Below are 26,644 nucleotides of genomic sequence, written 5' to 3' on the forward strand. Positions count from 1 at the left end.
CCCGGTCAGAGGCCAAGCGGCTCAGACGAGTGTGGCGATCACCGCGCGCAAAACATCGACGCCCCAGCCCTTTTCGGACGAGGTCACGATCAACTCGGGGTAGGCGGCCGGGTGTTTCGACACGGCGCCGCGGACCTGTTCGATCACTTTTTGACGTTCGACCTCTTTGACCTTGTCGGCCTTGGTCAAAACGACCTGAAAGGTTACGGCGGATTTGTCGAGAAGAGTCATGATCTCTTCATCCACCTCTTTGACTCCATGGCGGCTGTCGATCAGCACGAATGCCCGGCGCAAAGTGGCGCGACCCGACAGGTAGGCCTTGAGCAGGCGCTGCCATTTTTCGACCGTCTTCACCGGCGCTTTGGCAAAGCCATAGCCCGGAAGGTCGACCACATAATGGCTATCTGCGCAGGTGAAAAAGTTGATCTCCTGAGTCCGGCCCGGCGTGTTCGACGCGCGTGCCAGCGCCTTACGGCCCGTCAGCGCATTGATCAGCGTGGATTTGCCCACGTTGGACCGGCCTGCAAAACAGACCTCCAACCGGTCGTCCGGGGGCATACCGTCCATGGCGACGACGCCTTTGAGAAAATCGGTCTCGCCTGCAAACAGCAAGCGGCCCTTTTCGAGGGCCGCCGCATCTGGTTCAGCGATGGGGAATTGTAGATCCATCGGGATTACGCCCTGATCAGGCGTCCTTTTTCTTGAGCTTGAGCGAGCGCAGGATGTTGCCGAACACATCGGGTTTGTGTCCGTGACTGCGCATGATCAGATACTGTTGGATGAAGGTGATCGTGTTGTTGCAAATCCAGTAGAGCACCAGACCCGAGGCGAAATTGCCGAGCATGAACATGAACACCCAGGGCATCCAAGCCATGATCATCGCCTGCGACGGATCGGTCGGCGCCGGATTCAGTTTCTGTTGCAGCCACATCGAAATGCCCAAGAGGATCGGCAAGACGCCAAGGCTCAGGAAGGCGAGCATGGAACCGGGTTCCGGCGGCGCATAGGGCAGGAGGCCAAACAGGTTCAGGATCGAGCTCGGGTCCGGCGCGGAAAGGTCGCGAATCCAACCGATCCAAGGCGCGTGACGCAGTTCGATGGTGACGAAAATCACCTTGTAGAGCGAGAAGAACACCGGGATTTGCAGGATCAGCGGCAAACACCCGGAGGCCGGGTTGACCTTGTTCGACTTGTACAGCTCCATCATGCCGCGCTGGAGCTTTTCTTTGTCGTCACCAGCAGCTTCTTTGAGCTTTTCCATCTCCGGCTGAAGTTCTTTCATCCGCGCCATGGAGACGTAGGATTTGTAAGCCAGCGGAAGCATGATGCCCTTGATGATGAGCGTCAGGATCACGATGGACCAGCCCATGTTGCCCAGCAAGCCGTTCAGAGCGTGCAGGATGCGGAAGATCGGTTTGGTGAAATACCAGAACCAGCCCCAGTCAATGGAATCGACAAAGCGGTAGAACCCTTTGTCCTCTTCGTAGTGCTTAATGGTTTCCCATTCTTTTGCACCGGCGAAGAGGTAGGAGGTGCTGTCCGCAGAGGCGCCCGGTGCGACGTCGATCGTCGGCATACGGGTTTCGACCTGATAGATGTCGGAGGATTCGACGTATTTCGCGACGGATGTAAAGCTCTGCCCCGGCGTCGGAACCAGCGTGGTCATCCAGTTTTTGTCGGTGAAGCCGGTCCAGCCGTTTTCAGCAACCGGCGTGATAGACACTCGCCCGCCCTCGCGCGGATCAAGGTCAAAGTCGGCGATGTCTTTGTATTTCTCTTCGTCGAGTTCTTTGTCGGACAGACGCACGAGACCTTCGTGAAGCACGAAATACTTCGACACATCGGGCGTACCGTGGCGCGCGACGACACCATAAGGGAAGAGGCGCGCGGCGGCTCCGGAATTGTTTTCCACGGACTGCGTCACGGTGAAGAGGTAGTTCTCGTCGATTGCGATGTCGCGTTGGAAGACGAGGCCGTTGCCATTGTCCCAAGTGAGGGTCACGGGCGTGTCCGGTGTCAGGGTTGCGCCTTCTTCTACGGACCAGAGCGTATTGGCGCCGGGCACGTCGTCGATGGTCAGCGCGCCGCCGGGGGCCCAGCCGTAGGTGGCATAATAGGGCGCGTCTGCGCCGACAGGTTCGAGCAAAGTGACAATCTCGTCGCCGTCGATCTCGACTTTATAGTCTTTCAACGCCAGATCGTCGATCCGACCACCGATCAAAGAGATAGACCCTTTGACACGCGGGGTTTCGATGGAAAGGCGGGGCGCATTCTCGGCCTGAGTGGCAGCTTGCATTTCCGAGCCGGCAGTTTCGCCTGCGGTGAAGGCTGCCGGAGGCGCGAGCGCCGCGGTGGAACCCGTTCCTTGAGCCGTGGAGGTCTCAGATGCGATAGGTGCATTCGGATCCGTTACCGGTTCCGGGGCTGGGAAGAAAATCGTCCACCCCAGCAATACAATGCCGCTCAGTACCACGGCAAGAATCAGGTTCTTGTTTTGATCGTCCATCACGGCCGCCTGGTTGTTGGAATTCAGTCTCGGGTGGTTCAACCTCCCAGAGGGCCTGAGGTCAAGCAGTTTCGGCCATTTCTTGCGGAAAATGCAGCAAAGTGATCAACTGGCGCGGCGCCCGATTTGGGGTGTCTGGGCGAGTTTGCGTTTGTGGCTGTCCATCCAGCCGAGTGTTTTTTCGAAAGTCATCGGTCGCGAAATGGAAAATCCTTGAATATGATCGCAGCCGAGTTGGGCCAGCATCGCGTGTTCGCCAACGGTTTCGACACCTTCCGCCAGAGTTTCGAGATCAAGCCTTTCCGCCATGGTGAGAATGGCCGCCAGCATGATTTGTTGATCTCGGTCCAGATCGCAACGTGTCACATAGGAACGGTCGATTTTAATCCTCTTCACCGCGAAACGGCGAATATTGGCAATGGAGGCATGGCCGGTTCCGTAGTCGTCGAGATCAATGCCGCAGCCCATCTCTTTGAGCGCCCAAATGTTGCGACTGATCGTGTCGTTGTCCGAGGAGGAGATGACACTTTCAAGGATTTCAACGCTTAAACGCGAGGGTTCCAGTTCGAACCGGTCCAATTCCCAGCGGACTTTGTCTACGATTTTCGGGTTTGCCAAATCTGTCGGCGAGAAATTGACAGCCACAGACGCGATGTGAAACCCGGCTTTGTCCCATGTTTTTATGGCCATAAGCGCGTGATAAAGTACAATCTCGTTCAGGCGTTCGAGAAGGCCGAGTTCTTCGATCTCCGTCATGAACTGACTGGGGGAAAGCACCCCGCGCTCCGGATGTTCCCAGCGGGCGAGCGCCTCCACCCCCGAAATTTCACCGGTGTCCGTCGAAATCTGCGGTTGGAACCAAGGGATAATTTGGCCGTTCTCCAAGGCCGCGCCAAGATCGGCACTGAGACTGCCGTGCTCCAGCGTGCGTGGGGCGAGATTGGGTGAATAAGCGCGAATGGAGCCGGGTCCATTGTGTCGCGCTTCGCTTAAAGCGATTTCGGCAGCGTCAAGGAAGGCCTGCCCTGAGTGTGCTGGGGCGCGGCCGGGCAGGCAAAATCCAACAGAACATGTCGCATAGATTTTCGTCGCATCAATTGAGTAGGGTTCTGTCAATGCGGCCTGAATGCGTGAGGACAGCTGAATTAGCGTCTCAAGATCGGCGCACCGCACCGGCGCGAGGGCAATTGCGAAGCGTGGGCCGTTGAGGCGCGCCACGATGTCATGTTCGCGCAGCACGTCCTGTATCCGGCGCGCGGTCGTTTTGAGAATCATATCTCCGGCCGGGTTGCCAAAGGTGGCGCAGAGCGCACGAAAGTCGTCGATTTCGAGAGCGAGGCATGCAGTCGTGCGTCCCGAGATGTCGCGGGCGTCGAGGATCTGATTGAGCGTATGAAGGACGCGGGCGCGCAGGGGGAGGCGCGTCAGACCGTCCGTCGTGTGAAGCGCATGATCCTCAAAGCGACGCGCAAGGTTCGGAGCGAGAGTGAGCAAGGCCGCGAGAGACGGAATGGCCAAGGCGCAAAGCACCAACATCCGTTCTCCGCCATACCAATAGGCCCCGAGGCAGAGCGCCGGAAGGAAGGCAATGCTATGCGGCCCCATCAGGGCATCGCGCAGGCGGTCAAGCATGTCGGCGATGGATCTTGGCATGTGTTCTGTCCCGAAGTCATGTGTGGTCGATTGACCGTCATCAACTGGGAGAGTGATCCAAGAAGGTAGTCGTGCGGTTAACGCAACTTCGGGATTTCAGAAGAATTTTCGGTATTTTCTCCTGCTTCCGGACTCTCTGTTAACGAAAGTCCAAGAAAGTCGAACAGCTTCGGGTCCATCATATGTGAGGGCCTGATATTGGTCAGCGCCTTGAACATCACCTGACGGCGACCGGGGCTGTTTTTCTCCCAGCCATCAAGGATTTGTTTGACCTGTTGACGCTGCAAACCGTCTTGAGAGCCGCAGAGATCGCAGGGAATGATCGGGTAGTTCATCGCCTTGGCGAATCTCTCACAATCTTCCTCTGCCACATGTGCGAGCGGGCGATAGACAAAGAGATCGCCTTCTTCGTTTACCAGTTTCGGCGGCATGGTCGCCAAGCGCCCGCCGTGGAAAAGGTTCATAAAAAAGGTCTCGAGAATGTCGTCGCGGTGATGACCCAGCACCACGGCGGTACAGCCCTCTTCACGTGCGATTCGGTAGAGATTGCCGCGACGCAGACGCGAGCAAAGCGCACAAAACGTCCGGCCCTGCGGTACTTTATCCATGACGATGGAATAGGTGTCCTGATACTCGATGCGATGCGGCACTTGCATCCGCTCCAAGAACTCCGGCAACACCGTCGCAGGGAACCCCGGCTGGCCCTGATCGAGATTGCAGGCGACCAGTTCGACCGGCAACATGCCGCGCCATTTCAACTCATAGAGCGCGGCCAGCATTGTATAGCTGTCCTTGCCGCCCGAAAGACACACAAGCCACTTCGCGCCACGCTCGACCATGCCGTATTGCTCAATCGCCTCGCGCACATTGCGAATGATCCGCTTGCGCAGCTTTTTGAACTCCGTGGTGGAGGGCGCGCCGTGGAACAGTGGGTGGATGTCGTCGAGATCGTCAAGCATCGTGCTTTTCCTCGGTGTTTTGCGGCGTGCGTTTTGGCTCAGGCACGGGATCATAACCCATGCCGCCCAGCGGATGACAGCGCCCGATGCGGCGAATGGTCAGCCAGGAGCCTTTGAAAGCGCCGTGTTTCTCCAGCGCTTCCATCGCATAGGCGGAGCAGGTGGGTTGATAGCGGCAATTGTGCCCGACGAAGGGCGAAAAAATGCGGCGATAGGCGCGGACGGGGAGGGAGACGATGAAAGCCAGAGGCGTCATTTTGGCGCTCCCTGAGGTCCATTTTTGCGCTCACCATGCACCTTTTTCAGCGCATATCGGAGGTCTTTCAGCAAAAGATCGAAAGGCCGCTCACTTGTGTCGCCCTTCTTGCCGATCAGGACATAATCCCAACCGTCACGCCCCAACTCAGGGATCACGAGGCGCGCCGCTTCGCGCAGGCGTCGTTTGGCATGGTTGCGAGCGACGGCGTTGCCGACTTTTTTGGAGCAGGTGTAGCCGACACGGATGCCGGAGGCCTCTTCGCCCTCGCTGCGTCTCCGACCCTGCAACAAAAAGCTCGCCGTACCCTGACGACGGGCACGGGCGGCTTTGAGAAAGTCGTTGCGTTTGGCCAGCGTGATCAGCGCAATTTCGTCATCTGAACATGACAAAACCGCCGACTGCGACCCTTCGGCGTCGGCATGTGCCTGATCCTTGGGTGCGTTCGGCGGTGTCATCAGCTTTGCCTGTTCAGGCAGTCCCGAAAGCGTGGATTACGCGGACAGGGACTTGCGGCCGCGAGCACGGCGAGCGTTCAGAACCTTGCGGCCCGCTTTGGTGGCCATACGCGCACGGAAGCCGTGGCGGCGCTTGCGGACGAGGTTGCTCGGTTGATAGGTGCGTTTCATCGCGCTATCTCCATCGGTTGCGTTGGGGCCCAAATCCCCCAAACATCAAACCGGGTGGCATGACAAAGGGATTCGAAGGCGAGTAATCGTTCGAAGCCCTGCCAATAGGAGGCCTTCGGTCCGTTGTCAATTCTCATGCGCCAGAATTCGATAACAAATTGCTGGGGCGGACCCAAACCGCACCAAAATCCTATGACAGGCTATCACTGAGCCGTGAAGAGGGCTCAAAATGCTGGCCTCGGGCGTCTCTGCGGCCCATCTTGCCGCAAATTGCAATGCTACAGGGAAAAACGTGCGGGAAAAAGCCGGTAAACGCCATGTCTGGATTTTGGGCCTTCTGGCGCTTGTTGCTTTGGGGCTGGCCGTCCTGCTGCGTGATCACTTGAGTTTCGAGGCGCTCGCAGAGAATCGCGCGATGCTTGTGGACTACACCGAGCGTCATACTGGAATGGCTATTGTCCTGTTCATCCTCTGCTATGCGGTTGTCGTGGGGCTTTCCCTGCCTGGCGCGACGGTGGCGACGCTGACCGGTGGGTTCCTCTTTGGCACGTTTCCAGGTGTCCTTTATAATATGTCCGGTGCTGTTCTGGGCGCTTCTGTCCTGTTCCTAGCCGCGCGCTGGGGGCTCGGCGATTGGCTGGCGGGCAAAATCGACGCCTCCGAGGGTCGCATTCACAAGATCAAACGCGGCATCGACGAGAACCAATGGTCGATGCTCTTCCTGATCCGCTTCCTGCCCGTGGTGCCGTTCTTCGTCGCCAATCTCCTGCCCGCGCTTTTCGGGGTGCCGTTTTCGCGCTTCGTGATCTCGACGGCGCTGGGCATCATTCCGGGAGCATTGGTTTACACGTCCGTGGGCGCCGGCCTCGGCAGGGTGTTCGAGACAGGCGAGGCACCGAATCTCGGCATCATCTTTGAGCCACATATTCTTTTCCCGCTGCTGGGGCTTTGCCTGCTCGCGCTTTTGCCGATTTTGTGGAAGGCTTGGCGCAGGGGCAAGGAGGCGACATGAGCAAACTCAAGACGGATATCTGTGTCATCGGCGCGGGCTCGGGCGGGTTGTCCGTGGCCGCCGGTGCGGTTCAGATGGGGGCGCGGGTCGTTCTGATTGAAAAGGGCGAGATGGGTGGCGATTGTCTCAACACCGGCTGCGTGCCGTCGAAGGCGCTCTTGCATGCCGCAGGCGCCGGCATGAGCTATCCCGCCGCCATGGACCATGTCTGCCAGAGCATCGCCACCATCGCTCCGCATGACAGTCAGGAGCGGTTCGAGGGGCTGGGGTGCAAAGTCATCCGAGCCGAGGCGCGATTTACCTCGCCCAAGACGGTGGAGGCGGGCGGTGTGACCATCAAGGCCCGTCGCTTTGTCATCGCCACAGGCTCAAGCCCGCGTGTGCCGGAGATCGAGGGCCTCGCCTCCGTGCCCTATCTCACCAATGAAACGCTCTGGTCGCTGACCGCCTGTCCCGATCATCTCATCATCCTCGGCGGCGGCGCGATCGGTATGGAAATGGCGCAGGCGCATCGGCGTCTAGGGGCGAAAGTGACGGTGATTGAAGCCTTCGAGGCATTGGGGCGCGAGGATCCGGAGGCTGCGAAGATCGTCAAAACGGCGCTGCGGGGTGAGGGTGTGACCCTGATCGAAGGCACGGGTGCGGAGCGCGTGTCTGGCACGAATGGCTCGATTTCGGTTAGCCTGTCGGATGGCCAGACCGTCACTGGCTCGCATCTTTTGGTCGCCACCGGACGGCGGGCGAATTGTGACGACTTGGGCCTGCAACACGCCGATGTGGATCGCACAAAGACTGGCATCAAAGTCGGGCCCAACCTGCGCACCTCCAATCGCCGGGTCTATGCCATCGGCGATGTCGTGGCGGGCGGGATGCAATTCACCCATGTGGCGGGCTATCAGGCTGGCGTCATCGTGCGCGCGCTTTTGTTTGGTTTGCCTGCTAAGGCCGCGACCCATCACATCCCGCACGCCACCTACACAAGCCCCGAACTGGCGCAGGTCGGTTTGACGGAGGCACAGGCGCGCGAGACCTACCAAGACAAGCTGGAAATCGTCCGCGCAGACGTGTCCGGCAATGATCGCGCGATTGCGACTGGGCGGTCTGGCCCCGGCTTTATCAAACTCATGGTGGTCAAATCCCGCCCGGTCGGCGTCACCATCGTGGGCCCCGACGCGGGCGAATTGATCGCCTTTTGGTCGCTTGTGCTGTCGCTCAAATTGAAGATGAGCAAAATCGCGGGGATGGTCGCGCCATATCCCACATTGGCCGAACTTAACAAACGCGCTGTGAGTGCCTATTTTACCCCGAGGCTGTTCGACAGTCCCAAGGTTAAGACGATCGTTAAGATAATTCAGAGACTTGTGCCCTAAGGGGCGGCCCAGTGCGGCGAAGAGGAGCCATGACGTTACCGCGTTTCATCAACACCCTGTCCGGGCGCTTCCTGATCCTGACGGTCATTTTCGTGATGGCCGCCGAAGTCATGATTTTCATGCCTTCTGTCGCGCGTTTTCGCGAGGACTTTCTCCTGTCCCGTCTGGAACGCGCCCAGATTGCCTCGCTGGCGCTCTTGGCCAATGACAGTCTTGATATGGATCTCGAAGACGAGCTTTTGGCGAATGCGGGTGTCTACAACGTTGTGTTGCGTCGTAACGAGATTCGCCAGCTTGTGCTCTCCTCTCCGATACCCGATCAGGTCCACGCCACGTACGATCTGCGCAATGCCAACGCGTTTGAGTTGATCCGGGACGCCATGGTGACGCTTTTCGATCCCGAGGAGCGTGTGATCCGGGTGATCGGCGATCCGGTCAAACAGGCCGGTCTGTTGATCGAAGTCACCCTGCCTACGGCGCCTCTGCGTATGGCAATGCTCGATTATGGTTTCCGCATTCTGTTGCTGTCGGCGGTGATCTCTTTCATCACGGCGTTTCTGTTGTTCCTCGCGGTGCGTGCGCTTTTGGTGCGGCCGATCAAACGTGTGGTGGGCGCAATGACGTCTTACACGCAAGCGCCCGAAGACGCCCGCCGCATCATCACGCCCTCGGCCAAGGTCGCAGAACTGCGCGAAGCCGAAGTGGCGCTCAAAGTCATGGAAACCGAACTCACGGCCTCCCTGCGCCAAAAGGAACGTCTTGCCCAGCTTGGCGGCGCGGTTGCCAAAGTCTCGCACGATCTGCGCAACATCCTGACCACGGCGCAGCTTTTCACCGACCGGCTGGAAATGTCCCAAGATCCCGCCGTGACCCGCTCCGCGCCAAAGCTTGTCAATTCGATCCAGCGCGCGGTCAATCTTTGTGAAACCACGCTGGCTTTTGGCAAGGCCGAAGAGCCCGCCCCGACGCTCACCGGCGTGCGGCTGGCCGAGCTGGTCGGCGAGGTCATAGAGGGCGAGCGACTTTCCATCGGCGATTTCGATCTGTCCTTCTCCGAAGACATCCCCGCCACCATGGTTGTGCGCGCCGATCCCGAACAAATGCACCGCGTGCTGTCCAATCTGGTGCGCAACGCCCGTCAGGCGATCATGGCGACCGGCACCTGTGGCGAGATTTCCGTCTCGGGGCGCGAGGATGAGGACGAATGGGTGCTTTCCGTGATCGACACCGGGCCGGGTCTGCCGCCGCGCGCGCGTGAATACCTGTTCCAGCCGTTCCAAGGCGGCACGCGCAAAGGCGGCTTCGGTCTTGGCCTTGCGATTTCTGCCGAATTGGTGCGCGGGCATGGTGGTCAGCTCTTGCTGGAGCGCTCCGACGAAACCGGAACGGCCTTCGCCATCCATCTGCCAAAGGGCTATTCCGTGCGTGGCGCCTCTGTGGCGGACAAGGAGGAACTGCGCGCGCATTGAGCGGTGAAGAAATTTAAATGATGTTTTTTCATTTTTCTGACAAATGCCTCTTGCACCCCTCCGAGCTTATATGTATTCCCCGCCTCCAGTGGACCGATAGCTCAGCTGGATAGAGTACTTGACTACGAATCAAGGGGTCGGGGGTTCGAATCCTCCTCGGTCCGCCACTACCCTCCTTTAAGATGCTGCATCGAAACGACCTGCTCGTCAGGTCGGTCATGCGGCCTTCTGTTTCGGCCAAACGTTGATGGTGTGCACCCTTCCGGGGTGCCATCGCGGGACGTGCCTTCTCAAACCTCCATCCGCGGCCCTCAGGATGCTCTCACAACATGAAAAAGCCCCAAGCTCTGTCAAGAAAGACAAAGCTTGAGGCCGTTTCGAGTGCTGAGAATCTGATCGCAATCAGCGATCACACCGCAGGTTTGCGGTGCCTGGTGTTTTGTTCGTAGGCGTAAGCGCATTGGATCAAAAGCGCCTCAGACCATTGCTTTCCAAGGAATATAAGCTCGAATGGGGCGCCGGAGGCGTAATAACCTGCCGGGACTGTCACGCCGGGAATGCCCGCGATGTTGAGTTCCCCAACCGTGGTCTCCAGGATGGCATCGCCGGAGTGCAGCCCCGGCAACTCCTGAAGCATTTGCGGATAGACAAGCCCGTCGAGGTTATGCCGCGCAAACACCTCGTCCAGAAGTGTAAGGTAGGCGGCTTTCAATGCGGTGAATTCCGGTAGCGCGGGTGGCGTTTCCGGTGATTTGATCGCTTCGCAGAAGTCTTTCAGTTCGTAGAGGTAGCCAAGGATCGCGCCTTTTTCGAACGGGTTTTCCGACGCGGTGGCGGCGACAAACTCGTCCCAAGTTTTCAGAGCTGCATCCGGGCCAAGGCGGCGCAGATACATCGTCATGTCATATGCGATGGATTCGAGGCCGCGCCCGTCAAAGAACGGCGTGCCCGGCGTGACTTGGCGCAGGCTGGAAAACTCCGTGCCGGCAAAAGGATCCTCTACCAGAATGGCACCTGCGGCTTCCAATTCCGATTTGGCGCGAGCGTAGAGATCCGCTGCTTCGTCAGACAGCTGATCCGGACGCCAGCCCGGGCCATATAGGCCGAGACGTTTGCCTTTTAGTCCGTCTTTCGACAGGTCGTCCGCGTAGCTCGTCGGGATTTTCCCGACAGAGGCCAGCGTCTTGGGGTCTTCGGTGGTAAAGCCTGCGAGGGCGTCAAGGCACAGCGCGGCGTCTTCGACGGTGCGGGCAATCGGGCCGACGACATCGCGGTTGCCGGACAGGGGAACGACACCGGCATTTGGCACGAGGCCGATGGTCGGTTTGATGCCCACAAGCCCCTGCGCGGAGGCCGGGTTCTGGATCGATCCGCCGGTTTCTTCGGCCAGGCCGACGACGGCCATATGGGTCGCGACTGCGGCCGCAGTCCCCGCGCTCGACCCGCCGGGGGCGCGGTCTTCGATGGCGGGGTTGATGGTCGGGCCAGCCCAGCTGTCATTGGCGTGGGTGCCGGTCCAGCTTAGGATCGGCACATTGGTTTTGCCGAGAATGACCGCGTCCGCCGCGCGCATTCGGGCTACGACCGGGCTGTCACGCTCGGGCATGAGATCGACGCCGCCCGACGCGGCATGAAGCAACCGCCACCCGGCGGTCGAGGGAAAGCCCTTCATGTCCATCGGATCTTTGACGACGACGGGCACACCGGCCAGAGGGCCAAGCGCTTCTCCCGCGGCGCGGCGGCGGTCGATATCTCTGGCGGTGTCGAGCGCCGCGTCGTTTTCAAAGATCACCGCATTGTATTTTCCATTCACCGCTTTCATCTGCGCGATTGCGGCTTTGGTCAGGGCTTCAGCGCTGTAGTGGCCGCTTTCGAGGCCTTTTTGAATGTCGCGAATCGTCAGCTCGCCCAGCGCCTCAGCGGTCAGATCGAGTGTCTCTTTGGTCGTCGTCATAACGGTCCTTTCCCGGCGCCAGACACAGCGCCGCCATGGCCCGGCCACAAGGGGCCGGACAGCATAAATACGAGAGATCGTCATGCGACATGCCAGCAACCGTGCAGGTCACCCAACGGGGTCGAACGACAATCGAAGTGAGAGGGTCTGACGGCGTTGTCAGTATGAGGAAATCATTCGAGAAAGATGATTTCCCTTTAAGACCAAGGGTCTGAATGGGGTCCGGTGGCCTGACGCGATGGGGCAGGGGACCGGCTATGCTTCTGATCCTGATCGCTCGCGGCGTTCTGGTCAAGCGCGAAAATTGTCCTGTCTGGCTGGGCGTCTCTCGCCACGAGGCTTCTGAAAATCGCCGTTTGACATTCGATCTGAATTCGAATTGTCTTAAACTATTCAACCTTGAGCAGGGCGGCTCTCTTTCCAGAACGTGTTTCTGGATAGGGCCGCTTTTTGTTTTTTGTGGGGGTCAATTTGACGATGGAAAATGTCTGGCCGATTGGCGTCGTGATGTCGGAAACGGGCGTCACGGGAACGGTCGAGAAAACGCAGGTCACGGCTGTGAAGCTGGCGGTCGATGAGGTCAACGCGGAGGGCGGTGTCCTCGGCAAACCTCTTTTGCCGGTGTTCCGGGACCCGGCCTCGACGCCGCGCAACTACCGTGACATGACCCATGAATTGTGCCGAGACCACGGCGTGCGGGTGATCTTCGGCGGGCATATGTCCAGTACGCGCAAGGCCATGCTGCCGATGGTCGAATCCCAGAACGCGTTGATGTTCTACCCGACGCTCTATGAGGGGTTCGAGTATTCGCGCCATTGCATCTACACCGGGGCTGCGCCCAACCAGAACTCTGTGCCGCTGGTCGATTACCTGATCGAAGCCTTCGGCAAACGCATCTTTCTGGTCGGGTCGGATTACGTCTACCCCTACGAATCCAACCGCATCGTCGCGGATCTGTTTCGCTCGAAAGGTGGGCGGGTTCTCGACGAGATTTTCGTGCCGCTCGATCTGCGCGACGAGGACATCAAACCGATCCTCAATCGGATTTACGAGATGCAGCCCGACATGATTTATTCGACCATCGTGGGCGATGGCATCGTCAAATTCTATGAGGCTTTCAAAGCGGCGGGGTTTGACCCGGAAACCATGCCCATTGCATCGCAATCCACCTCCGAAGTGGATGTCATGCGCATGAAACCCGGTACCGCAGAGGGGCATATCATCGCCGCGCCCTTCTTTGACAGCTTGCAGGTGCCTTCCGCCTTGGGGTTCATCAAGGCGTTTCACGAGGTCTCTGGCGGGCTGCCCGCAACCGCCCCCGCAGAAGCAGCTTATTACTCGGTCCATCTCTTTGCCAAAGCCTTGGCTCTGGCCGGGGAGGATCACATCGACCGGCTTTTGCCCGCGCTCTACGAGGTCGAAGTCGACGCCCCTCAAGGCCCAGTGCGGATTGATCGTTTGACCAACCATACACATCTCTGGCCACGCGTTGCACGCATTCGGGAAGATAGCCCGTACCAAATCGTCAATAGTCCGTCGCGCCGTGTCGCGCCCGATCCCTACCTCGTCAATGTGATTGGCTCGTCAGATGACGAAGTGGCCGATCTGATGTCTCTGGTCGGAAATTAAGGGGAAAACGATGTCTTACGCTTTTCTCAAAGAGCTTCGTAATCTTTCGGTGGTTGTGCTGCACCCGATGGACGAAGAGGGGATCGCCCTCACGGATCACCTGCGCCGCATTGGGTGTTCGCCTCAACTGATCTGGCCGGTGCCCGATAAATTGCCCGCGCGCACTGATATTCTGATCCTGTCCATCGAAGGGCATGAGCACAAAGAGCTGCGCAATTTTGTGCGCTCGATCCCGAACCCGAGCCCGACCATTCTGGCGATTGTCAGCTATGAAAACCCGGCGACCTTGCAACTGGTTTTGGAAAGCGGCGCGATGGCGGTTCTGGGGCGTCCGATCAAACCTTTCGGGCTTTTGGCCAACCTCGCGATTGCCCGCAATGCGTGGAAGCGAACCCAGGATCTCGCCCGCGATGCCCGCCGCTACAAACGGAAGGTAAAGGGCGATCAGCTCGTTCTTCGGGCGAAATCGATTCTGATGGCGGAGCTCAAACTGCGCGAAGACGAGGCTCATCGCGAGTTGCGCGCGCGGGCCATGCGGCAACGTGTGGCCATCGAAGTGCTCGCCAAGGAATTCGTCGAGGCCTATGACGCGCGGGAAGCCGGAAAAGCCGCCAAAAGCGATGAAAATATCAGCAAACGGCGAACAGAATAGCACTTGTCAGTGCGTTAAACCTCGCGCTAGTCTCTCCTCACATAAGGGAAGATCCCCAGATTTCTGGCCATCTCCCTGATCGGTTTACTCCGATAGACCCATAGGCAAAGACGCCCGTTTTGATCCCTCTCGGATCATGCGGGCGTTTTGCATTCGACAATGTCGTCGACGCATTTTTTTCATTTGTAACAAAGGCTTGTTGTGTCTGGGGTGAAGGCTCCAGCGGGCTGAATGTTGCATCCGTCAACAGGGAAAACAAACATGAATATGAAACGTCGTCAGTTCCTCTCCACCGCCGCGCTGGCCACCGGGACGCTCGCCATGCCGGGCTATCTGCGCAGCGCATTCGCCGAAGGAGACGCGATCAAGGTCGGGGCGCTGTATTCGCAGACCGGCGGGCTTTCGGTGGTCGAAAAGATGCTCGCCTCCGCCGTGCAAATGGCCGCCTCAGAAATCAATGCTGCCGGTGGCGTGATGGGCCGTCCGATCGAAGTGGTGACTGAAGACGGCGCCTCCGATCCGAAAACCTTTGCCGAAAAGGCGCAGAAGCTGGTGATCAAGGATCGCGTTTCCACCGTCTTCGGCTGTCACACTTCCGCCTCGCGCAAAGCCGTGCTGCCGATCTTTGAACGCCGCGATGCGATGCTGTTTTATCAAACCCACTACGAGGGCTTCGAATGCTCCCCGAACGTGGTATATTCCGGTGCTGTGCCGAACCAGCAGCTCGGCAATTACATCCCCTGGATCATCGAGAAACTCGGCAAGAAGAAATTCTTCATCGTCGGCTCGAACTACGTCTATCCGCGCGAGATGGCGAAAGTGTCCAAAGGTCTCATTGAGGCGGGCGGTGCCGAATGGGTGGCCGACGAATATCTCGAACTGGGCCACTCCGAATGGGCTGTCATGGTCAACAAGATCAAGGAATCGGGCGCCGATGTCGTGCTGTCGAATGTCGTGGGCGACTCGATCATTTCCTTCTACCGCGAGTTCATCAACCAGGGTCTGAGCCACGAAGAGATCCCGATCTGTGCGACCGTGACCTCCGAGATCGAGATCGCCGCAATGGGTGCAGAATATGCGGCAGGCTCTTACACCTCTTTCCCCTACTTCATGTCGCTCGACACCGAGGCCAACAAAAGCTTCATCGAACGCTATCGCGCCTTTGTGGGCGATCCGGCCGCGACCACCTATCACTCGCTCGAAGCCGCATATTTTCAGGTCTTCCTGTGGAAACAGGCCATCGAGGCGTCGCAGGACACCACCGCCGAAGCGATCCGCGAAGGTGTGCGCGGCCAGACCTATGCCGCTCCTGGCGGCGATGTGAAAATCGACGAAGACAACCTGCACTGCTGGCTCACGCCGCGCATCGGGCAATGGACTGCAGACGGTCAGTCGCAAATCGTCGATGAGTATCCCGAGCCGATCAAGCCGTTGCCTTACGCCGCCTATGGTGAAGCGGCAGACAACCTGTTCTGCACGGCGCAGGGCCTCGACAGCTCTAAGCTGTAAGGCTCAAAACCTGTTCCCCTGTCCCGCGGGCGTCCGCGTCCGCGGGATGAAATGAGATAAGACATTTCGACAAGGAGACGCATGTCGTGTTCGACGTCCTCTTCATCGGGCTAAGCCTCAGTTCGATCCTTCTCCTCGTGGCGCTTGGTCTGGCTGTGACCTATGGCGCGATGGGGATCATCAATATGGCGCATGGCGAGATGGTTATGCTGGGGGCCTATGTCTCCGTTCTCGCCAACATTTGGCTTGGGGCCAATCTTTTGGTCGCGATCCCGATTGCTTTTGTGGTCACGGCGCTCATCGGTCTTTTGATCGAACGCCTCGTGGTGCGGCGGCTCTACGGGCGATTGCTCGATACGCTTCTGGCCACTTGGGGCATTGCGATCATCCTGCAACAGGCGATCCGCCTCGAATTCGGCCTGAGCTTTTTCGGCATTCACGTCAAAGGGCTCGGCTCCGGTCTGCAAAACGTGCCGGTGCCACAGGCCTTGCAGGGCACCGTGTCGATCTTTGGACAAGACCTGAACGCCTACCGAATTTTCATCGTCGCGATGACGCTGGTGCTGGCCGTCGCCACTTGGGCGGTGATGTACCGGACATCTCTGGGCATGAAAGTCCGCGCGATCATTCGCAATCCGGGCATGGCCGCCGCCTGCGGCATCGACGTCAAACGCACGAATGCGATCACTTTCGCGCTGGGCTCGGGCCTTGCGGGTGTCGCGGGCGTCTTGATGGCCGGATTCAAAACCGTGGCCCCCGACATGGGCGCGACCATGGTTGTGGACGGCTTTATGGTGGTGGTCACCGGCGGCGTCGGAAGCCTCTTCGGCACCATCGCGGCCTCGGGTCTTTTGGGTGAATTCAACGCGCTTGTCGCGATGGTTTCCAACGACATCATCGGGCGGGCTGCGGTCTTTGCCGTGGTGATCTGCGTCATCCTGATCAAGCCTGCCGGGCTCTTCACATTCAAAGGGCGCTGATATGAAAACGCTTTTCTCTTCCTATCATGTCTGGGCCTATCTGGCCTTTGCGATTGTCATTCTCGCGCTGCCCCTGATCGGGGACGAATTCTGGCTCAACCGGGTCGCGAAATACCTCTGCTATGGCATGTTGGGCGCGGCTGTCGCGCTCACTTGGGGCTATGCGGGTATTCTGAACCTCGGGCAGGGGCTATTCTTTGGCATCGGCGCCTATGCCATGGCGATGTCGCTCAAGCTCAAAAGCTACACCTCGATGCAGCAAGGCTCTGAGACGCCTGTGCCGGATTTCATGCTCTGGAACGCGGAACCCGGTGCTCCAACCGATCTATGCTGCATCACCCCCGGCTCCTGGCTTTGGATTCCGTTTCAATCGCAATGGGTTGGCCTCATCGTGGCCGTCGTGCTCCCTGCGGTGTTTGCCTATATCATGGGGCGCATCATCTTCGGTCAGCGCATTTCGGGCGTGTTCGTCTCGATCATCACGCTGGCGCTGGTGCTGTTGACGCGGCTTATCGTGACGGACGCGCAGCCCCTGACGAACGGCTTCAATGGCCTGACGGATCTGGGCTGGTTCACCGTCTTTGGTGTCGAACTCGATCCCTATAGCAAGGTGACCTATATGGTCGTCGCCGTGGCACTGATCATCGTTCTGGCGCTCACCCGAATGCTGGTCGCCACGCGCGCAGGTACCATCCTTCAGGCCACCCGCGACAGCGACACGCGCGCGCTCTATCTGGGCTATGACGTGCCCGCCTATCAGAGCTTTTTCTTTGCCGTCTCTGCCGGGATCGCCGGTCTTGCGGGCATGCTTTATGTGATCGTGGCTGAATTCGCCTCGCCGTCTTTCCTCGAACTATCTTTCTCTGTGACCATGGTCGTCTGGGCCGCTGTCGGCGGGCGTGGTTCGATCCTTGGGGCCTGTATCGGTGCCATCCTGATCAATATGCTGGAGGCGCGGGTCTCCGAGACCGAAAGCCTTGTGGAAGCGTGGAAACTGATCATCGGTTTCGTCTTTGTGATCGTCGTCATCTACCTGCCGAAAGGCCTCTCCGGGTTGGCGCATGATCTCATGTCCAAACTGCAAAGCGCGCCCAAACTGTCGTCCGTTCAGAAAGAGGAGGCGCACCAATGAATGCCGTTGCATTGGAGCTGGACGGTTTGGCCGTCGATTTTTCGGGGTTCCGTGCCGTGGACGGCGTGTCCATGGCGGTGGCGCATGGCGAGTTGCGGGTTCTTTTGGGGGCGAATGGCGCCGGGAAAACCACGCTGATGGACCTGATTTCCGGCAAGACCAAATCCACCGAAGGCCGCGTCTATGTCCATGGTCGTGACGTGACCAACCAGCGCGAGCATAAAATCGCCCGCGCCGGTGTGGGGCGCAAGTTTCAGATCCCATCGGTGTTTTCGGGCCTGACCGTGCGCCAGAACCTCGAAGTGGCCCAGTCCGGGCAGCCGGGCGTGTTCGCCAACCTCAAAATGCGGTTGGACACGGAGGCGCAAGAGCGCCTTGACGAGACGCTCGATCTCATCGGTTTGACGGATGAGGCAGAGACAGAAGCGGGTGTGCTCAGCCATGGGCAAACGCAATGGCTCGAACTTGGGATGTTGATGATCCAGAATGCCTCTGTGATCCTGTTGGATGAACCCACGGCGGGGATGACAGCGGGTGAGACCGCGAAAACGGCGGAGATCATCAACCGCCTCAAGGGCAAACACACGCTTTTGGTGGTCGAACACGATATGGCTTTCGTGCGCGACATCGCCGAACGCATCACCGTGTTGCATCTCGGCAAGGTTCTGGCCGAAGGCAATGTGGCCTTCATCGAAAACCATCCTGACGTCAAAGCCGCCTATCTCGGAAAGCAGGGGATTTCCTGATGCTCGATCTGATCAATCTCGAAAGCTATTATGGCCGCTCAAAGGCGCTCAACGGCATCACCCTGTCGATCCCCAAAGGCGAGATTACCGGCATTGCCGGGCGCAATGGCACAGGTAAAACGACGCTCTTGAAAACCATCATGGGGCTGACGGATGACAGTTCCGGGACGATCCGCCTTGCGGACAAGGATCTGATCACCTGCCCGACGCATGAGCGTGCGCTGTCCGGCATCGCCTATGTGCCGCAGGGGCGGGGGATCATTCCCGAATTCACTGTGCGCGAAAACATTCTGATGGGTGCTTTCGCTCATCGCGAAGGCAAGCGCAGCATACCCGAGATCGTGCCGGAGCTTTTCCCCTATCTTGCCGACAATATGTCTCGTCCCGGTGGAGTTCTCTCGGGTGGGCAACAGCAACAACTCGCCATCGCACGGGCCTTGGCGGCGGAGCCGGATGTCGTGTTGCTCGATGAGCCGAACGAGGGCATTCAGCCGTCGATCGTCGAGGAAATCGAAGCTGTCATTTTGCGAATGAAGGACGATCTTGGTCTGACAGTTGTGCTGGTCGAACAGAACATCGGCTTCCTGCGCCGTGCGGCGAGCAGCTTTGCCATGCTGGAAAAAGGTCGCGTCGTCGAGGCGGGCCAGATCGCGGCCCTCTCTGACGAAATGGTGGAGCGTCATATGACGATCTGAGGCGCTTACAAGTAAGAGGTCGGAATAGCCGTGGTGAATTTCAGTTCTTCCATGGAGATCATGGAATTCACCTGGCTGAACTCGAGGCGTTGGATCATGCGTTTGTAGACCGCATCATAGGCGGCCATATCTGCCACTACGACCTTGAGGATGTAATCCACGGTGCCTGTGAGCCGGTAGGCTTCGACCACCTCCGGGATGTCGTCGATCAGTTCGCGAAAGGTGTTGAGCCAATCGATCTCGTGGCGCGAGGTGCTGACCCCGATGAACACGGTCAGCGGCACATTGGCGCGGGTCTGATCCACGAGGACGACGCGCTTCTTGATCACGCCGGCCTCTTCCATGCGCTTGATCCGCCGCCAACAGGGGTTGGTCGACAGGCCGACCGCTTCGGAAATGGCCTGAATCGGCGTGTCGCTGTCCTGTTGAAGGATTTCCAGAATGCGTTGATCGGTCTCGTCGAAAGTCATGCTTTCGATCGGTTTCGATCCGGTTTTGCGTGGGCGAGGCTCTGTCATGCGGAAACAAACTCCAAAATTACACCGGCTGAAAATTCGGGTCCCACGGCGAGGCCGGAGGCGGTGTCACAAATCTTTACATTCGCATCTTTAAGGCAGTCGCGCAGGGTTTCAAGGCTGCGCACTTTGATGCGAAGCGCTGTAAACGCTCCCTTGGTCGTGCCGGAGATGTTGATGTCTGGATAAAGAGCGGCCATGCGCGCCGCCGTCGCAAGGATGAGCGGTGCGGAATTGGGGCCTGTCGTGATGGTCGTGAGCCCGTCTTCGGTCTGCACCGCGCCGTCGGCCCAAAGTCTCGCAAAGCGCGGGGCGTCCTCCTCGGGTGTCTCGGAGATCGCAAGCACGGCATCCAATCCGCAGGCGGTGTTGGCGTGTTCCAAAAGTTCTGGAACCCACACCGTCTCACGGGTCTTGTGTTGGCACATGAACACCGTGCCGAATGGGGTCTCATCCGTGGTAAAGCTGACGGTGGAAAAGGCCGCGATGCCTTCGGAGCCGTCGGGCAGGGGGACCGGGCGAGAGAAACTTCCAAGCCCTTGTGTCGTAATACCCAAAGCGCCAAGAGCCTCTGCGGCAGCTTCGGCGTCGTCAATCCGACAGGCAATGGCATGAAGGCCCTGACCCATCGTGGCCAACATCTCGCGACGTGAGGCGTTTAGTTCGGTCGGGGTGACGATGCCCAAAAGCTCGAAGTAGTCTTCCGGGAACATGATGGTGTAATTCGCCGTGCCTTTGGCGGCAGAATGTGTGCCGCGTGGCGAGAGGGTAAAGCCGAGCGCTTCATATTGCGCGGCGGCATTGTCGAGGTCGTCTACGAGGGCAAAGCAATGGTCGATGCCTTTGACGGGATGGGTCATGTGCGAGTCTCTTTATAAATAGGCGTTACGTGCGAACGGGGCTCAGAACGATTTCCGGCAGGCAGATGCCGGGCTGCATTTCGGCGACGAAGAGCGCGGTTTTCGCCATATCCTCCGGTTGGATCATCGCGGCCATTTGTGCGGCATCGAAGCCGGGGCGTTTCGCCAAAAGCGGCGTCGCCACCTCGGCGGGGCAAAGGGCGGTGGAGCGGATGCCGTTCTTGCCCTCCTCGTCATTGAGGCTGAGCGAGAGATCGGACAGCGCATGTTTCGAGGCGCCATAGACCACGCCGCTGACCGGTGAATGAAACCGCCCGGCCCAGCTCGACGTATGGATCATCACGCCGTCTTTCTGGGTGCGCATGATCGGCAGGCAGGCGGCGATCACATTGAGCGCACCGGTGATGTTGACGTCGATCACCCGATCCCAGCTCTCCCAATCGAGATCGGCCCAGCTGCGTTTCGGGATGTTGAGGCCGGCGTTGTTGCACAGCACATTGAGCCCACCGGACCAGTTCGCAATGCTTTGCGCGGCTTCTGACATGCTGGTGCGGTCTGTGACATCTCCGGGCAGGATCAGCACGGCTTCTGGGTCGGGCAGGGTGGCGGCCACGGCCTCAAGGCTGTCGCGCCCGCGCGCGGTCAGCGCCACGCGATATCCGGCCTCTGCAAAGCCCTTTGCCATGGCCGCGCCGATGCCGGAGCCCGCGCCGGTGATCCATGCAGTTTTTGTCATATGTTCTGTCCCAGTGTTGTCGAATTAATGAGGATGCTAGCACCAAAATTTAATCATTGTGTAGAATTTTTTTCCAATCTTGTCTTAAAAGTTGGTTTTTGATGTTGACGAACGCGTTGTGCTACACTCAGGTGAGGGGGCATAATGTCCGCACAGGCCCGATACAGGGCAAACACTCGACCGGGAGAACCAGAAAAAATGAGTTTGACGATAAAACAGGCGGGGCTGACGCTCGCCATGACCGGGGCTCTGAGTTCCGTGGCCTTCTCGGCCCAAGCGCAGGAAGAGGTCCAAAAAGGCGGCACCGCCGTCATCCACATGATTTCCGAACAGCGTATCCTCAATCCGGGCCTGCGTGCCTCCACTGGGGTGTACAACATCACCGGCAAGATCATGGAGCCGCTGATCGACAAAAGCTACGACGGCTACGAGCCGGTGCTGGCGACCGAATGGTCCAGCTCCGACGACGGTCTGGCGATCACGGTGCAGCTGCGCGAAGGTGTGAACTGGCACGATGGCGAACCCTTCACCTGTGACGACGTGGCGTTTTCGGCGATGGAGCTTTGGAAAGAGTTGCTGAACTACTCCTCCGCGCTTCAGGCCAACCTTGAAAGTGTCGATTGCCCGACCCCGCACACGGCAGTGTTCAACTATTCCAAACCGATGCCGCTCGAACTCTTTGTCGCCGCCATGCCCGATCTGGGCCATCCGGTGCCGAAACACCTGTTCGAGGGCACCGACATCCTGAAGAACGAATACAACACCGCGCCCGTCGGCACCGGTCCGTTCAAATTCGTTGAATATGAGCGCGGGCAATATGTGCTGGCCGAGAAAAACGAAGACTACTGGCGCGAGGGCTACCCCTATCTCGACCGCATCGTCTGGCGTTTCATCAAGGATAAATCCGCCGCCGCCGCAGCCCTTGAGGCGGGCGAGGTGCATGAATCCGGCTTTATCGGCGTTTCCATGGCCGATGTGGCGCGCTTCGGCGAAGACGATCGCTTTGACGTCGGCACGCAGGGCTATGAAAACAACGTCGCCCACTCGACCGTTGAATTCAATCACCGCAACCCGATCCTCGCCGACCTGAAAGTGCGTCAGGCGATGTATCATGGTCTCGACATCGACTATGCGATCCAGACGATCATGCATGGCTTTGCAAAACCGGGCCGTGGTCCGGTGCCGAGCGCCGGTGGCATCAACTACACCGACGACGTGCCGACCTATGCCTACGATCCGGAACTCGCCAAGCAGATGCTCGACGAAGCTGGCTATCCGGTGCAGGACGATGGCTTCCGCTTTCACCTGAAACACCGTCCGGCGCCTTGGGGTGAATACACCCAGCTTTGGGCGGAATATTACGCGCAGGCGATGAAAGAGATCGGCATCGATGTCGAAATCCTGACCAACGACGCGCCTGGGTTCCTCAATGGCGTTTATCGTGACCACGATTTCGACACTGCGAACGGCTGGCACCAGTTCCGGTCTGACCCGGCTGTGTCCACCATGGTGTGGCTGCGGTCCGGTCAGCCGAATGGCACGCCCTGGACCAACCAGTTCGGTTGGAAGAGCGACGAGATTGACCAGATGATCGACGATGCGGCCTCCGAGCTGGACGTCGAGAAGCGCGCCGAGATGTATCACGTGATTCAGGCCAAGGCGATGGAAGAGCTTCCGGTGATCTTCGCGATCGAGCACCCGTTCATTTCCGTCACCTCGACCAAGCTCCGTAACCACCACAACACGCCGCGGTGGAACTCTTCGAGCTGGTACGATCTCTGGCTCGAACAGTGATCTGACACTGGCGGGCGCGTTGTCCCTGCGCGCCCGCTCTTTTGACATTTGCCCATGATCCCGAAGGATCCAAAGACAATGACACTGCACATGCCCCCGATCCTGACTTACGCGCTGAGGCGGTTGGTTCAGGCCATTCCCGTGGTCATCCTGATCATGATCGGCACATTTCTTTTGCTCAAACTTGCCCCCGGCGACACGGTCGATGCGCTTGTGGGCGACATGGGGGGCGCAGATGCCGCCTTCATCGCGCGGCTTCGGGCCGAATACGGTCTCGATCAGCCGATCTGGGTGCAGCTCTGGCGCTATATGGTCAAGCTGGCGAGCTTCGATTTCGGCTGGTCCTTTGTTTATGAGCAACCCGTGGCGACCGTTTTGATGGACCGCCTCGGCACCACGCTGATGCTGATGGCTGCCTCTCTGAGCATCGCCTTTTGCGCTGGGATCGTGTTGGGCGCCATTGCCGCGCGCCGCGCCTATTCCGCGACCGACAACCTGATTTCCGTTCTGGGCCTCGTGTTCTACGCCACGCCGTCGTTCTTCCTGTCGCTGATGCTGATGCTGGTCTTCTCTGTAAAGCTCGGCTGGCTGCCGGTGGGCGGGATCAAGACCATCGCCGCCTTTTACACCGGCTGGGATCACGTCTGGGACGTGGTGCGTCACCTGATCATGCCGACCACCGCTTTGTCGCTGATCTATCTGGCGTTTTACCTGCGCCTGATGCGGGCGTCCGTGATGGAGGTTGCCGATCTCGATTACGTCCGCACCGCCCGCGCCAAAGGCGCCCGCGAAGGCCGTCTTATGACCCACCACATTATGCGCAACGCGCTCTTGCCGGTGGTCACACTTTTGGGGTTGCAATTCTCCACCGTTTTGGGCGGCTCCATCGTGGTTGAAACCATCTTTACCCTGCCGGGGCTGGGCCAGCTGGCCTACCAGTCCGTCGTCCAGCGCGACATGAACACCTTGATGGGGATCATCTTCCTCTGCGCCATCATCGTTGTCGTCGTCAATTTCCTCACCGACCTGCTCTATGCACGTCTCGACAGCCGGATCGAACTCGCATGACCTTCGCCGATACAGAAATCGCCCCGCCCGAGCCGCCGCGCTACGTCATGTTCTGGCGCCGTTACAAACGCAACCGTGCCGCTTTGCTTGGCCTCGTGCTCTTTGTCCTCGTCGTGCTCATGGCGTTGACGGCGGGCATCATTGATCCCGGTGACCCTCTGCGCCGCGCGGGGGAACCGCTCACTCCGCCGTTCATGAACTGGGACACGCCTTTGGGCACTGACCAATTGGGCCGCGATGTGCTCTCTGGTGTCTTCTACGGCGCGCGCATCTCGCTTTTGATCGGCGTGGTCGCCACCCTCGTGGCCATCGTCATCGGTGTCGTCATCGGCGCCCTTGCTGGCTACTTTGGCGGTTGGGTCGATGACGTGCTGATGCGCATCACCGAGGCCTTTCAGACCATCCCGAACTTTGTCCTCCTTTTGACGCTCGTCGCCATCATGGGCTCCAAGATCGAATGGATCACGCTGGCCATTGGTATCGTCAGTTGGACCGCACCCGCCCGTATGGTGCGCGCCGAGTTCATGTCGCTGCGAAATCGAGAATTCGTCGATGCCGCGCGCAATCTGGGCGTGTCGAACACCTCGATCATCTTCCGCGAAATCCTCCCCAACGCTCTGCCGCCGATCGTGGTTTACGCCTCCGTCATCATGGCGCTGTCGATCCTGATGGAAAGCGCGCTGGCGTTTCTCGCGCTGGGCGATCCGAACTACGCAAGCTGGGGCAATATGATCGGTCAAGGCCGCGCCGTGCTGCGCTCCGCGCCTTACTGTGCCGTGATCCCCGGCATCGCGATCATCCTGACTGTGCTGTCCTTCTCGCTTCTGGGCGAAGGGCTCAACGATGCGCTCAATCCGAGGCAGAAGAAATGACCCAGACACCTCCTCCCGTTCTCGATCTCTGCAAACTTGAGATCTCTTTGCCCAAGGGCGCGGATCGCCCCTATGCCCTCGAAGGCCTCGATCTGACCATCAACGCGGGCGAGATTGTCTGTCTCGTCGGCGAAAGTGGCTCCGGCAAATCGCTGTGTGCAGGCGCCATCATGGGCCTTCTGCCGGAGCCGCATGTGCGCGTCACCGGTGGTGCGATCCGGTTCATGGGCGAAGAGCTTCGCGGCAAATCGGATGCCGAGATGCGCAAGCTGCGCGGCGCTGATATTTCGATGATCTTCCAGGAACCTATGACCGCGCTCAACCCGCAGAAAACCGTGGGCTGGCAGATCGACGAAGTGCTGCGGCTCCACACCAAAATGACCAAGGCGGAGCGCAAAGCTCGCGCGCTTGAGATGTTGGAGCGCGTCCACATCCCGGAACCTAGCTCCGCCTATAACGCCTATCCGCATCAAATCTCCGGCGGCCAACGTCAGCGCGTGATGATCGCCATGTCTTTGGTGCTTTCGCCGAAACTCATCATCGCCGACGAACCGACCACGGCGCTCGATGTGACGACCCAGCTTCAGATCCTCAAACTCATTCGGGAGTTGCAGGAAGAAGAGGGCGCGGGCGTTCTTTTCATCACCCACGACTTTGGCGTGGTGGCGGAGATTGCCGATAAGGTGGCCGTGCTCTGTCGCGGCGAATTGGTGGAGAGCGGCACGACGGATGCGGTGCTCAACCGCCCGCAGCATCCTTACACCCGTGCGCTGATCGGGGCCGTTCCTGCACTCACCCCGCCGCCGGTCAAAGCCGCCTCTGATGCGCCTGTCGTGCTCCAGGGCACGGGGTTGAAAAAGACCTTCGCCGCGCGTGGCGGATTGTTGTCCGGCAAACGCAAGGCGGTGACAGCGGTCAAGGATTTGACCTTTGAACTGCGTCAGGGCGAAACCCTTGGCGTGGTGGGCGAAAGTGGATCTGGCAAGACCACCGTGTCGCGCATCGTCACGCGTCTTTTGGAATGTGATCATGGCTCCGTCGAGTTGGACGGCACCGATCTTTTGGCCGCGACGCCGAAAGAATTGCGCGCGTTGCGTCAGCACATTCAAATGGTGTTCCAGGACCCGATGGCCTCTCTCAATCCGCGCAAACGTGTGGTCGATCTCATCGCGCAGGGTCCTATCGTCCATGGGGCCGATCCGAAAAAGGCCCGCGAAGACGCGAAGCGGCTTTTGGAGCTGGTCGAACTGTCCCCCGCCGCCGCGAACCGTTTTCCGCATGAGTTCTCTGGCGGTCAGCGCCAGCGCATCGGCATCGCCCGCGCGCTTGCGATGGAGCCCAAGGTGATCGTGGCCGACGAACCCGTCTCCGCGCTTGACGTTTCGGTGCAGGCGCAGGTTTTGAAACTGCTCGCAGACCTGCGCGACCGGCTTAACCTGTCCTTGCTCTTCGTCACCCATGATCTGCGCGTCGCAGCTCAACTCTGTGACCGGATCATCGTTATGCAAAAGGGCGAAATCGTGGAAAGCGGGCTCACCGCCGAGGTCTTCGCCAACCCGCAGCACCCCTATACGCAAAACCTGCTCTCTTCCATTCCGGGCCGCGACTGGACACCCCCGTCGCTGCACACGGATGCCGCCTGAGGATT

General features: G+C 59.1%; 25 protein-coding genes and 1 tRNA gene. 15 read left to right on the plus strand and 11 right to left on the minus strand.

The features are described from left to right. Positions 1-21: 21 nt before the first annotated feature. The 7 genes from yihA to rpmH all read right to left on the minus strand — a co-directional run bounded on the left by yihA (position 22) and on the right by rpmH (position 6,003). Positions 22-669: a ribosome biogenesis GTP-binding protein YihA/YsxC gene (gene yihA, locus J5Y17_RS13630; protein WP_219785798.1), complete on the minus strand. Its 648-nt coding sequence runs from the start codon at positions 667-669 to the stop codon at positions 22-24. A gap of 16 nt (positions 670-685) precedes the next feature. Then, a complete protein-coding gene (yidC, locus tag J5Y17_RS13635) occupies positions 686-2,506 on the minus strand; it encodes a membrane protein insertase YidC (RefSeq protein WP_219785799.1) in 1,821 nt (606 codons plus the stop codon). Between the two features lie 105 nt (positions 2,507-2,611). Further along, positions 2,612-4,159, minus strand: a complete 1,548-nt coding sequence (locus tag J5Y17_RS13640; RefSeq protein WP_255572096.1) for a bifunctional diguanylate cyclase/phosphodiesterase — start codon at positions 4,157-4,159, stop codon at positions 2,612-2,614. A gap of 77 nt (positions 4,160-4,236) precedes the next feature. Continuing rightward, complete coding sequence (gene ttcA, locus J5Y17_RS13645; RefSeq protein WP_219785800.1) at positions 4,237-5,118, minus strand: tRNA 2-thiocytidine(32) synthetase TtcA; 882 nt, start codon at positions 5,116-5,118, stop codon at positions 4,237-4,239. Then, positions 5,111-5,374 carry a membrane protein insertion efficiency factor YidD gene (yidD, locus tag J5Y17_RS13650; RefSeq protein ID WP_219785801.1) on the minus strand — a complete coding sequence of 88 codons (264 nt, stop codon included), beginning with the start codon at positions 5,372-5,374 and terminating at the stop codon, positions 5,111-5,113. Before yidD ends, ttcA begins: the two co-directional genes overlap by 8 nt. Further along, positions 5,371-5,832: a ribonuclease P protein component gene (gene rnpA, locus J5Y17_RS13655; protein ID WP_219785802.1), complete on the minus strand. Its 462-nt coding sequence runs from the start codon at positions 5,830-5,832 to the stop codon at positions 5,371-5,373. The genes yidD and rnpA overlap by 4 nt, the downstream gene beginning before the upstream one ends. Before the next feature lie 36 nt (positions 5,833-5,868). After that, positions 5,869-6,003 (minus strand): 50S ribosomal protein L34, encoded by a 135-nt coding sequence (gene rpmH, locus J5Y17_RS13660; RefSeq protein WP_043868490.1) that lies wholly within the window; start codon positions 6,001-6,003, stop codon positions 5,869-5,871. A gap of 229 nt (positions 6,004-6,232) precedes the next feature. On the opposite strand from rpmH, the gene J5Y17_RS13665 reads away from it, so the two are divergent. From J5Y17_RS13665 to J5Y17_RS13680, 4 genes are all read left to right on the plus strand, one after another. Then, positions 6,233-7,015, plus strand: a complete 783-nt coding sequence (locus tag J5Y17_RS13665; RefSeq protein ID WP_219785803.1) for a TVP38/TMEM64 family protein — start codon at positions 6,233-6,235, stop codon at positions 7,013-7,015. Then, a complete protein-coding gene (locus tag J5Y17_RS13670) occupies positions 7,012-8,385 on the plus strand; it encodes an NAD(P)/FAD-dependent oxidoreductase (RefSeq protein WP_219785804.1) in 1,374 nt (457 codons plus the stop codon). The genes J5Y17_RS13665 and J5Y17_RS13670 overlap by 4 nt, the downstream gene beginning before the upstream one ends. Before the next feature lie 29 nt (positions 8,386-8,414). Continuing rightward, on the plus strand, positions 8,415-9,854 hold the full coding sequence (locus J5Y17_RS13675) for a HAMP domain-containing sensor histidine kinase (protein WP_219785805.1): 1,440 nt from the start codon (positions 8,415-8,417) through the stop codon (positions 9,852-9,854). A gap of 90 nt (positions 9,855-9,944) precedes the next feature. Next, positions 9,945-10,021: transfer RNA gene (locus J5Y17_RS13680), tRNA-Arg, on the plus strand. 242 nt (positions 10,022-10,263) lie between these two features. Here the strand turns inward: J5Y17_RS13680 and J5Y17_RS13685 are convergent. After that, positions 10,264-11,808, minus strand: coding sequence for an amidase (locus J5Y17_RS13685; RefSeq protein WP_219785806.1), 1,545 nt, complete (start codon positions 11,806-11,808; stop codon positions 10,264-10,266). Between the two features lie 477 nt (positions 11,809-12,285). Between J5Y17_RS13685 and J5Y17_RS13690 the strand changes: the two genes are divergently transcribed. The 7 genes from J5Y17_RS13690 (at position 12,286) to urtE (ending at position 19,151) form a co-directional block, all read left to right on the plus strand. Further along, positions 12,286-13,437: a transporter substrate-binding domain-containing protein gene (locus J5Y17_RS13690; protein ID WP_255572104.1), complete on the plus strand. Its 1,152-nt coding sequence runs from the start codon at positions 12,286-12,288 to the stop codon at positions 13,435-13,437. A gap of 10 nt (positions 13,438-13,447) precedes the next feature. After that, on the plus strand, positions 13,448-14,089 hold the full coding sequence (locus J5Y17_RS13695; RefSeq protein ID WP_219785808.1) for an ANTAR domain-containing response regulator: 642 nt from the start codon (positions 13,448-13,450) through the stop codon (positions 14,087-14,089). A gap of 261 nt (positions 14,090-14,350) precedes the next feature. Then, positions 14,351-15,598: a transporter substrate-binding domain-containing protein gene (locus J5Y17_RS13700; RefSeq protein ID WP_219785809.1), complete on the plus strand. Its 1,248-nt coding sequence runs from the start codon at positions 14,351-14,353 to the stop codon at positions 15,596-15,598. Between the two features lie 86 nt (positions 15,599-15,684). Continuing rightward, positions 15,685-16,578: an urea ABC transporter permease subunit UrtB gene (gene urtB, locus J5Y17_RS13705; protein WP_219785810.1), complete on the plus strand. Its 894-nt coding sequence runs from the start codon at positions 15,685-15,687 to the stop codon at positions 16,576-16,578. A gap of 1 nt (position 16,579) precedes the next feature. Then, a complete protein-coding gene (gene urtC, locus J5Y17_RS13710) occupies positions 16,580-17,710 on the plus strand; it encodes an urea ABC transporter permease subunit UrtC (RefSeq protein WP_219785811.1) in 1,131 nt (376 codons plus the stop codon). Further along, positions 17,707-18,456 (plus strand): urea ABC transporter ATP-binding protein UrtD, encoded by a 750-nt coding sequence (gene urtD / locus J5Y17_RS13715; protein ID WP_219785812.1) that lies wholly within the window; start codon positions 17,707-17,709, stop codon positions 18,454-18,456. Before urtC ends, urtD begins: the two co-directional genes overlap by 4 nt. Next, positions 18,456-19,151 (plus strand): urea ABC transporter ATP-binding subunit UrtE, encoded by a 696-nt coding sequence (gene urtE / locus J5Y17_RS13720; RefSeq protein WP_219785813.1) that lies wholly within the window; start codon positions 18,456-18,458, stop codon positions 19,149-19,151. Before urtD ends, urtE begins: the two co-directional genes overlap by 1 nt. Positions 19,152-19,156: 5 nt before the next feature. Here the strand turns inward: urtE and J5Y17_RS13725 are convergent, their stop codons facing one another. The 3 genes from J5Y17_RS13725 to J5Y17_RS13735 are packed head-to-tail and all read right to left on the minus strand — an operon-like array spanning position 19,157 to position 21,262. Continuing rightward, a complete protein-coding gene (locus tag J5Y17_RS13725; RefSeq protein WP_219785814.1) occupies positions 19,157-19,669 on the minus strand; it encodes an Lrp/AsnC family transcriptional regulator in 513 nt (170 codons plus the stop codon). Next, on the minus strand, positions 19,666-20,526 hold the full coding sequence (locus tag J5Y17_RS13730; protein WP_219785815.1) for a VOC family protein: 861 nt from the start codon (positions 20,524-20,526) through the stop codon (positions 19,666-19,668). Before J5Y17_RS13730 ends, J5Y17_RS13725 begins: the two co-directional genes overlap by 4 nt. 25 nt (positions 20,527-20,551) lie before the next feature. Continuing rightward, complete coding sequence (locus tag J5Y17_RS13735; protein WP_219785816.1) at positions 20,552-21,262, minus strand: SDR family oxidoreductase; 711 nt, start codon at positions 21,260-21,262, stop codon at positions 20,552-20,554. 198 nt (positions 21,263-21,460) lie between these two features. Here J5Y17_RS13735 and J5Y17_RS13740 point away from each other — a divergent pair, with 198 nt between their 5' ends. From J5Y17_RS13740 to J5Y17_RS13755, 4 genes are all read left to right on the plus strand, one after another. Continuing rightward, positions 21,461-23,056: an ABC transporter substrate-binding protein gene (locus tag J5Y17_RS13740; RefSeq protein WP_219785817.1), complete on the plus strand. Its 1,596-nt coding sequence runs from the start codon at positions 21,461-21,463 to the stop codon at positions 23,054-23,056. A 78-nt stretch (positions 23,057-23,134) separates the two neighbouring features. Further along, on the plus strand, positions 23,135-24,124 hold the full coding sequence (locus J5Y17_RS13745) for an ABC transporter permease (RefSeq protein ID WP_219785818.1): 990 nt from the start codon (positions 23,135-23,137) through the stop codon (positions 24,122-24,124). Beyond that, positions 24,121-24,996, plus strand: a complete 876-nt coding sequence (locus J5Y17_RS13750; RefSeq protein ID WP_255572097.1) for an ABC transporter permease — start codon at positions 24,121-24,123, stop codon at positions 24,994-24,996. The genes J5Y17_RS13745 and J5Y17_RS13750 overlap by 4 nt, the downstream gene beginning before the upstream one ends. Further along, positions 24,993-26,639 carry an ABC transporter ATP-binding protein gene (locus J5Y17_RS13755; RefSeq protein WP_219785819.1) on the plus strand — a complete coding sequence of 549 codons (1,647 nt, stop codon included), beginning with the start codon at positions 24,993-24,995 and terminating at the stop codon, positions 26,637-26,639. The genes J5Y17_RS13750 and J5Y17_RS13755 overlap by 4 nt, the downstream gene beginning before the upstream one ends. Positions 26,640-26,644 lie beyond the last annotated feature (5 nt).

The sequence above is a fragment of the Celeribacter sp. PS-C1 genome (assembly GCF_019429625.1).
GTDB lineage: Bacteria > Pseudomonadota > Alphaproteobacteria > Rhodobacterales > Rhodobacteraceae > Celeribacter.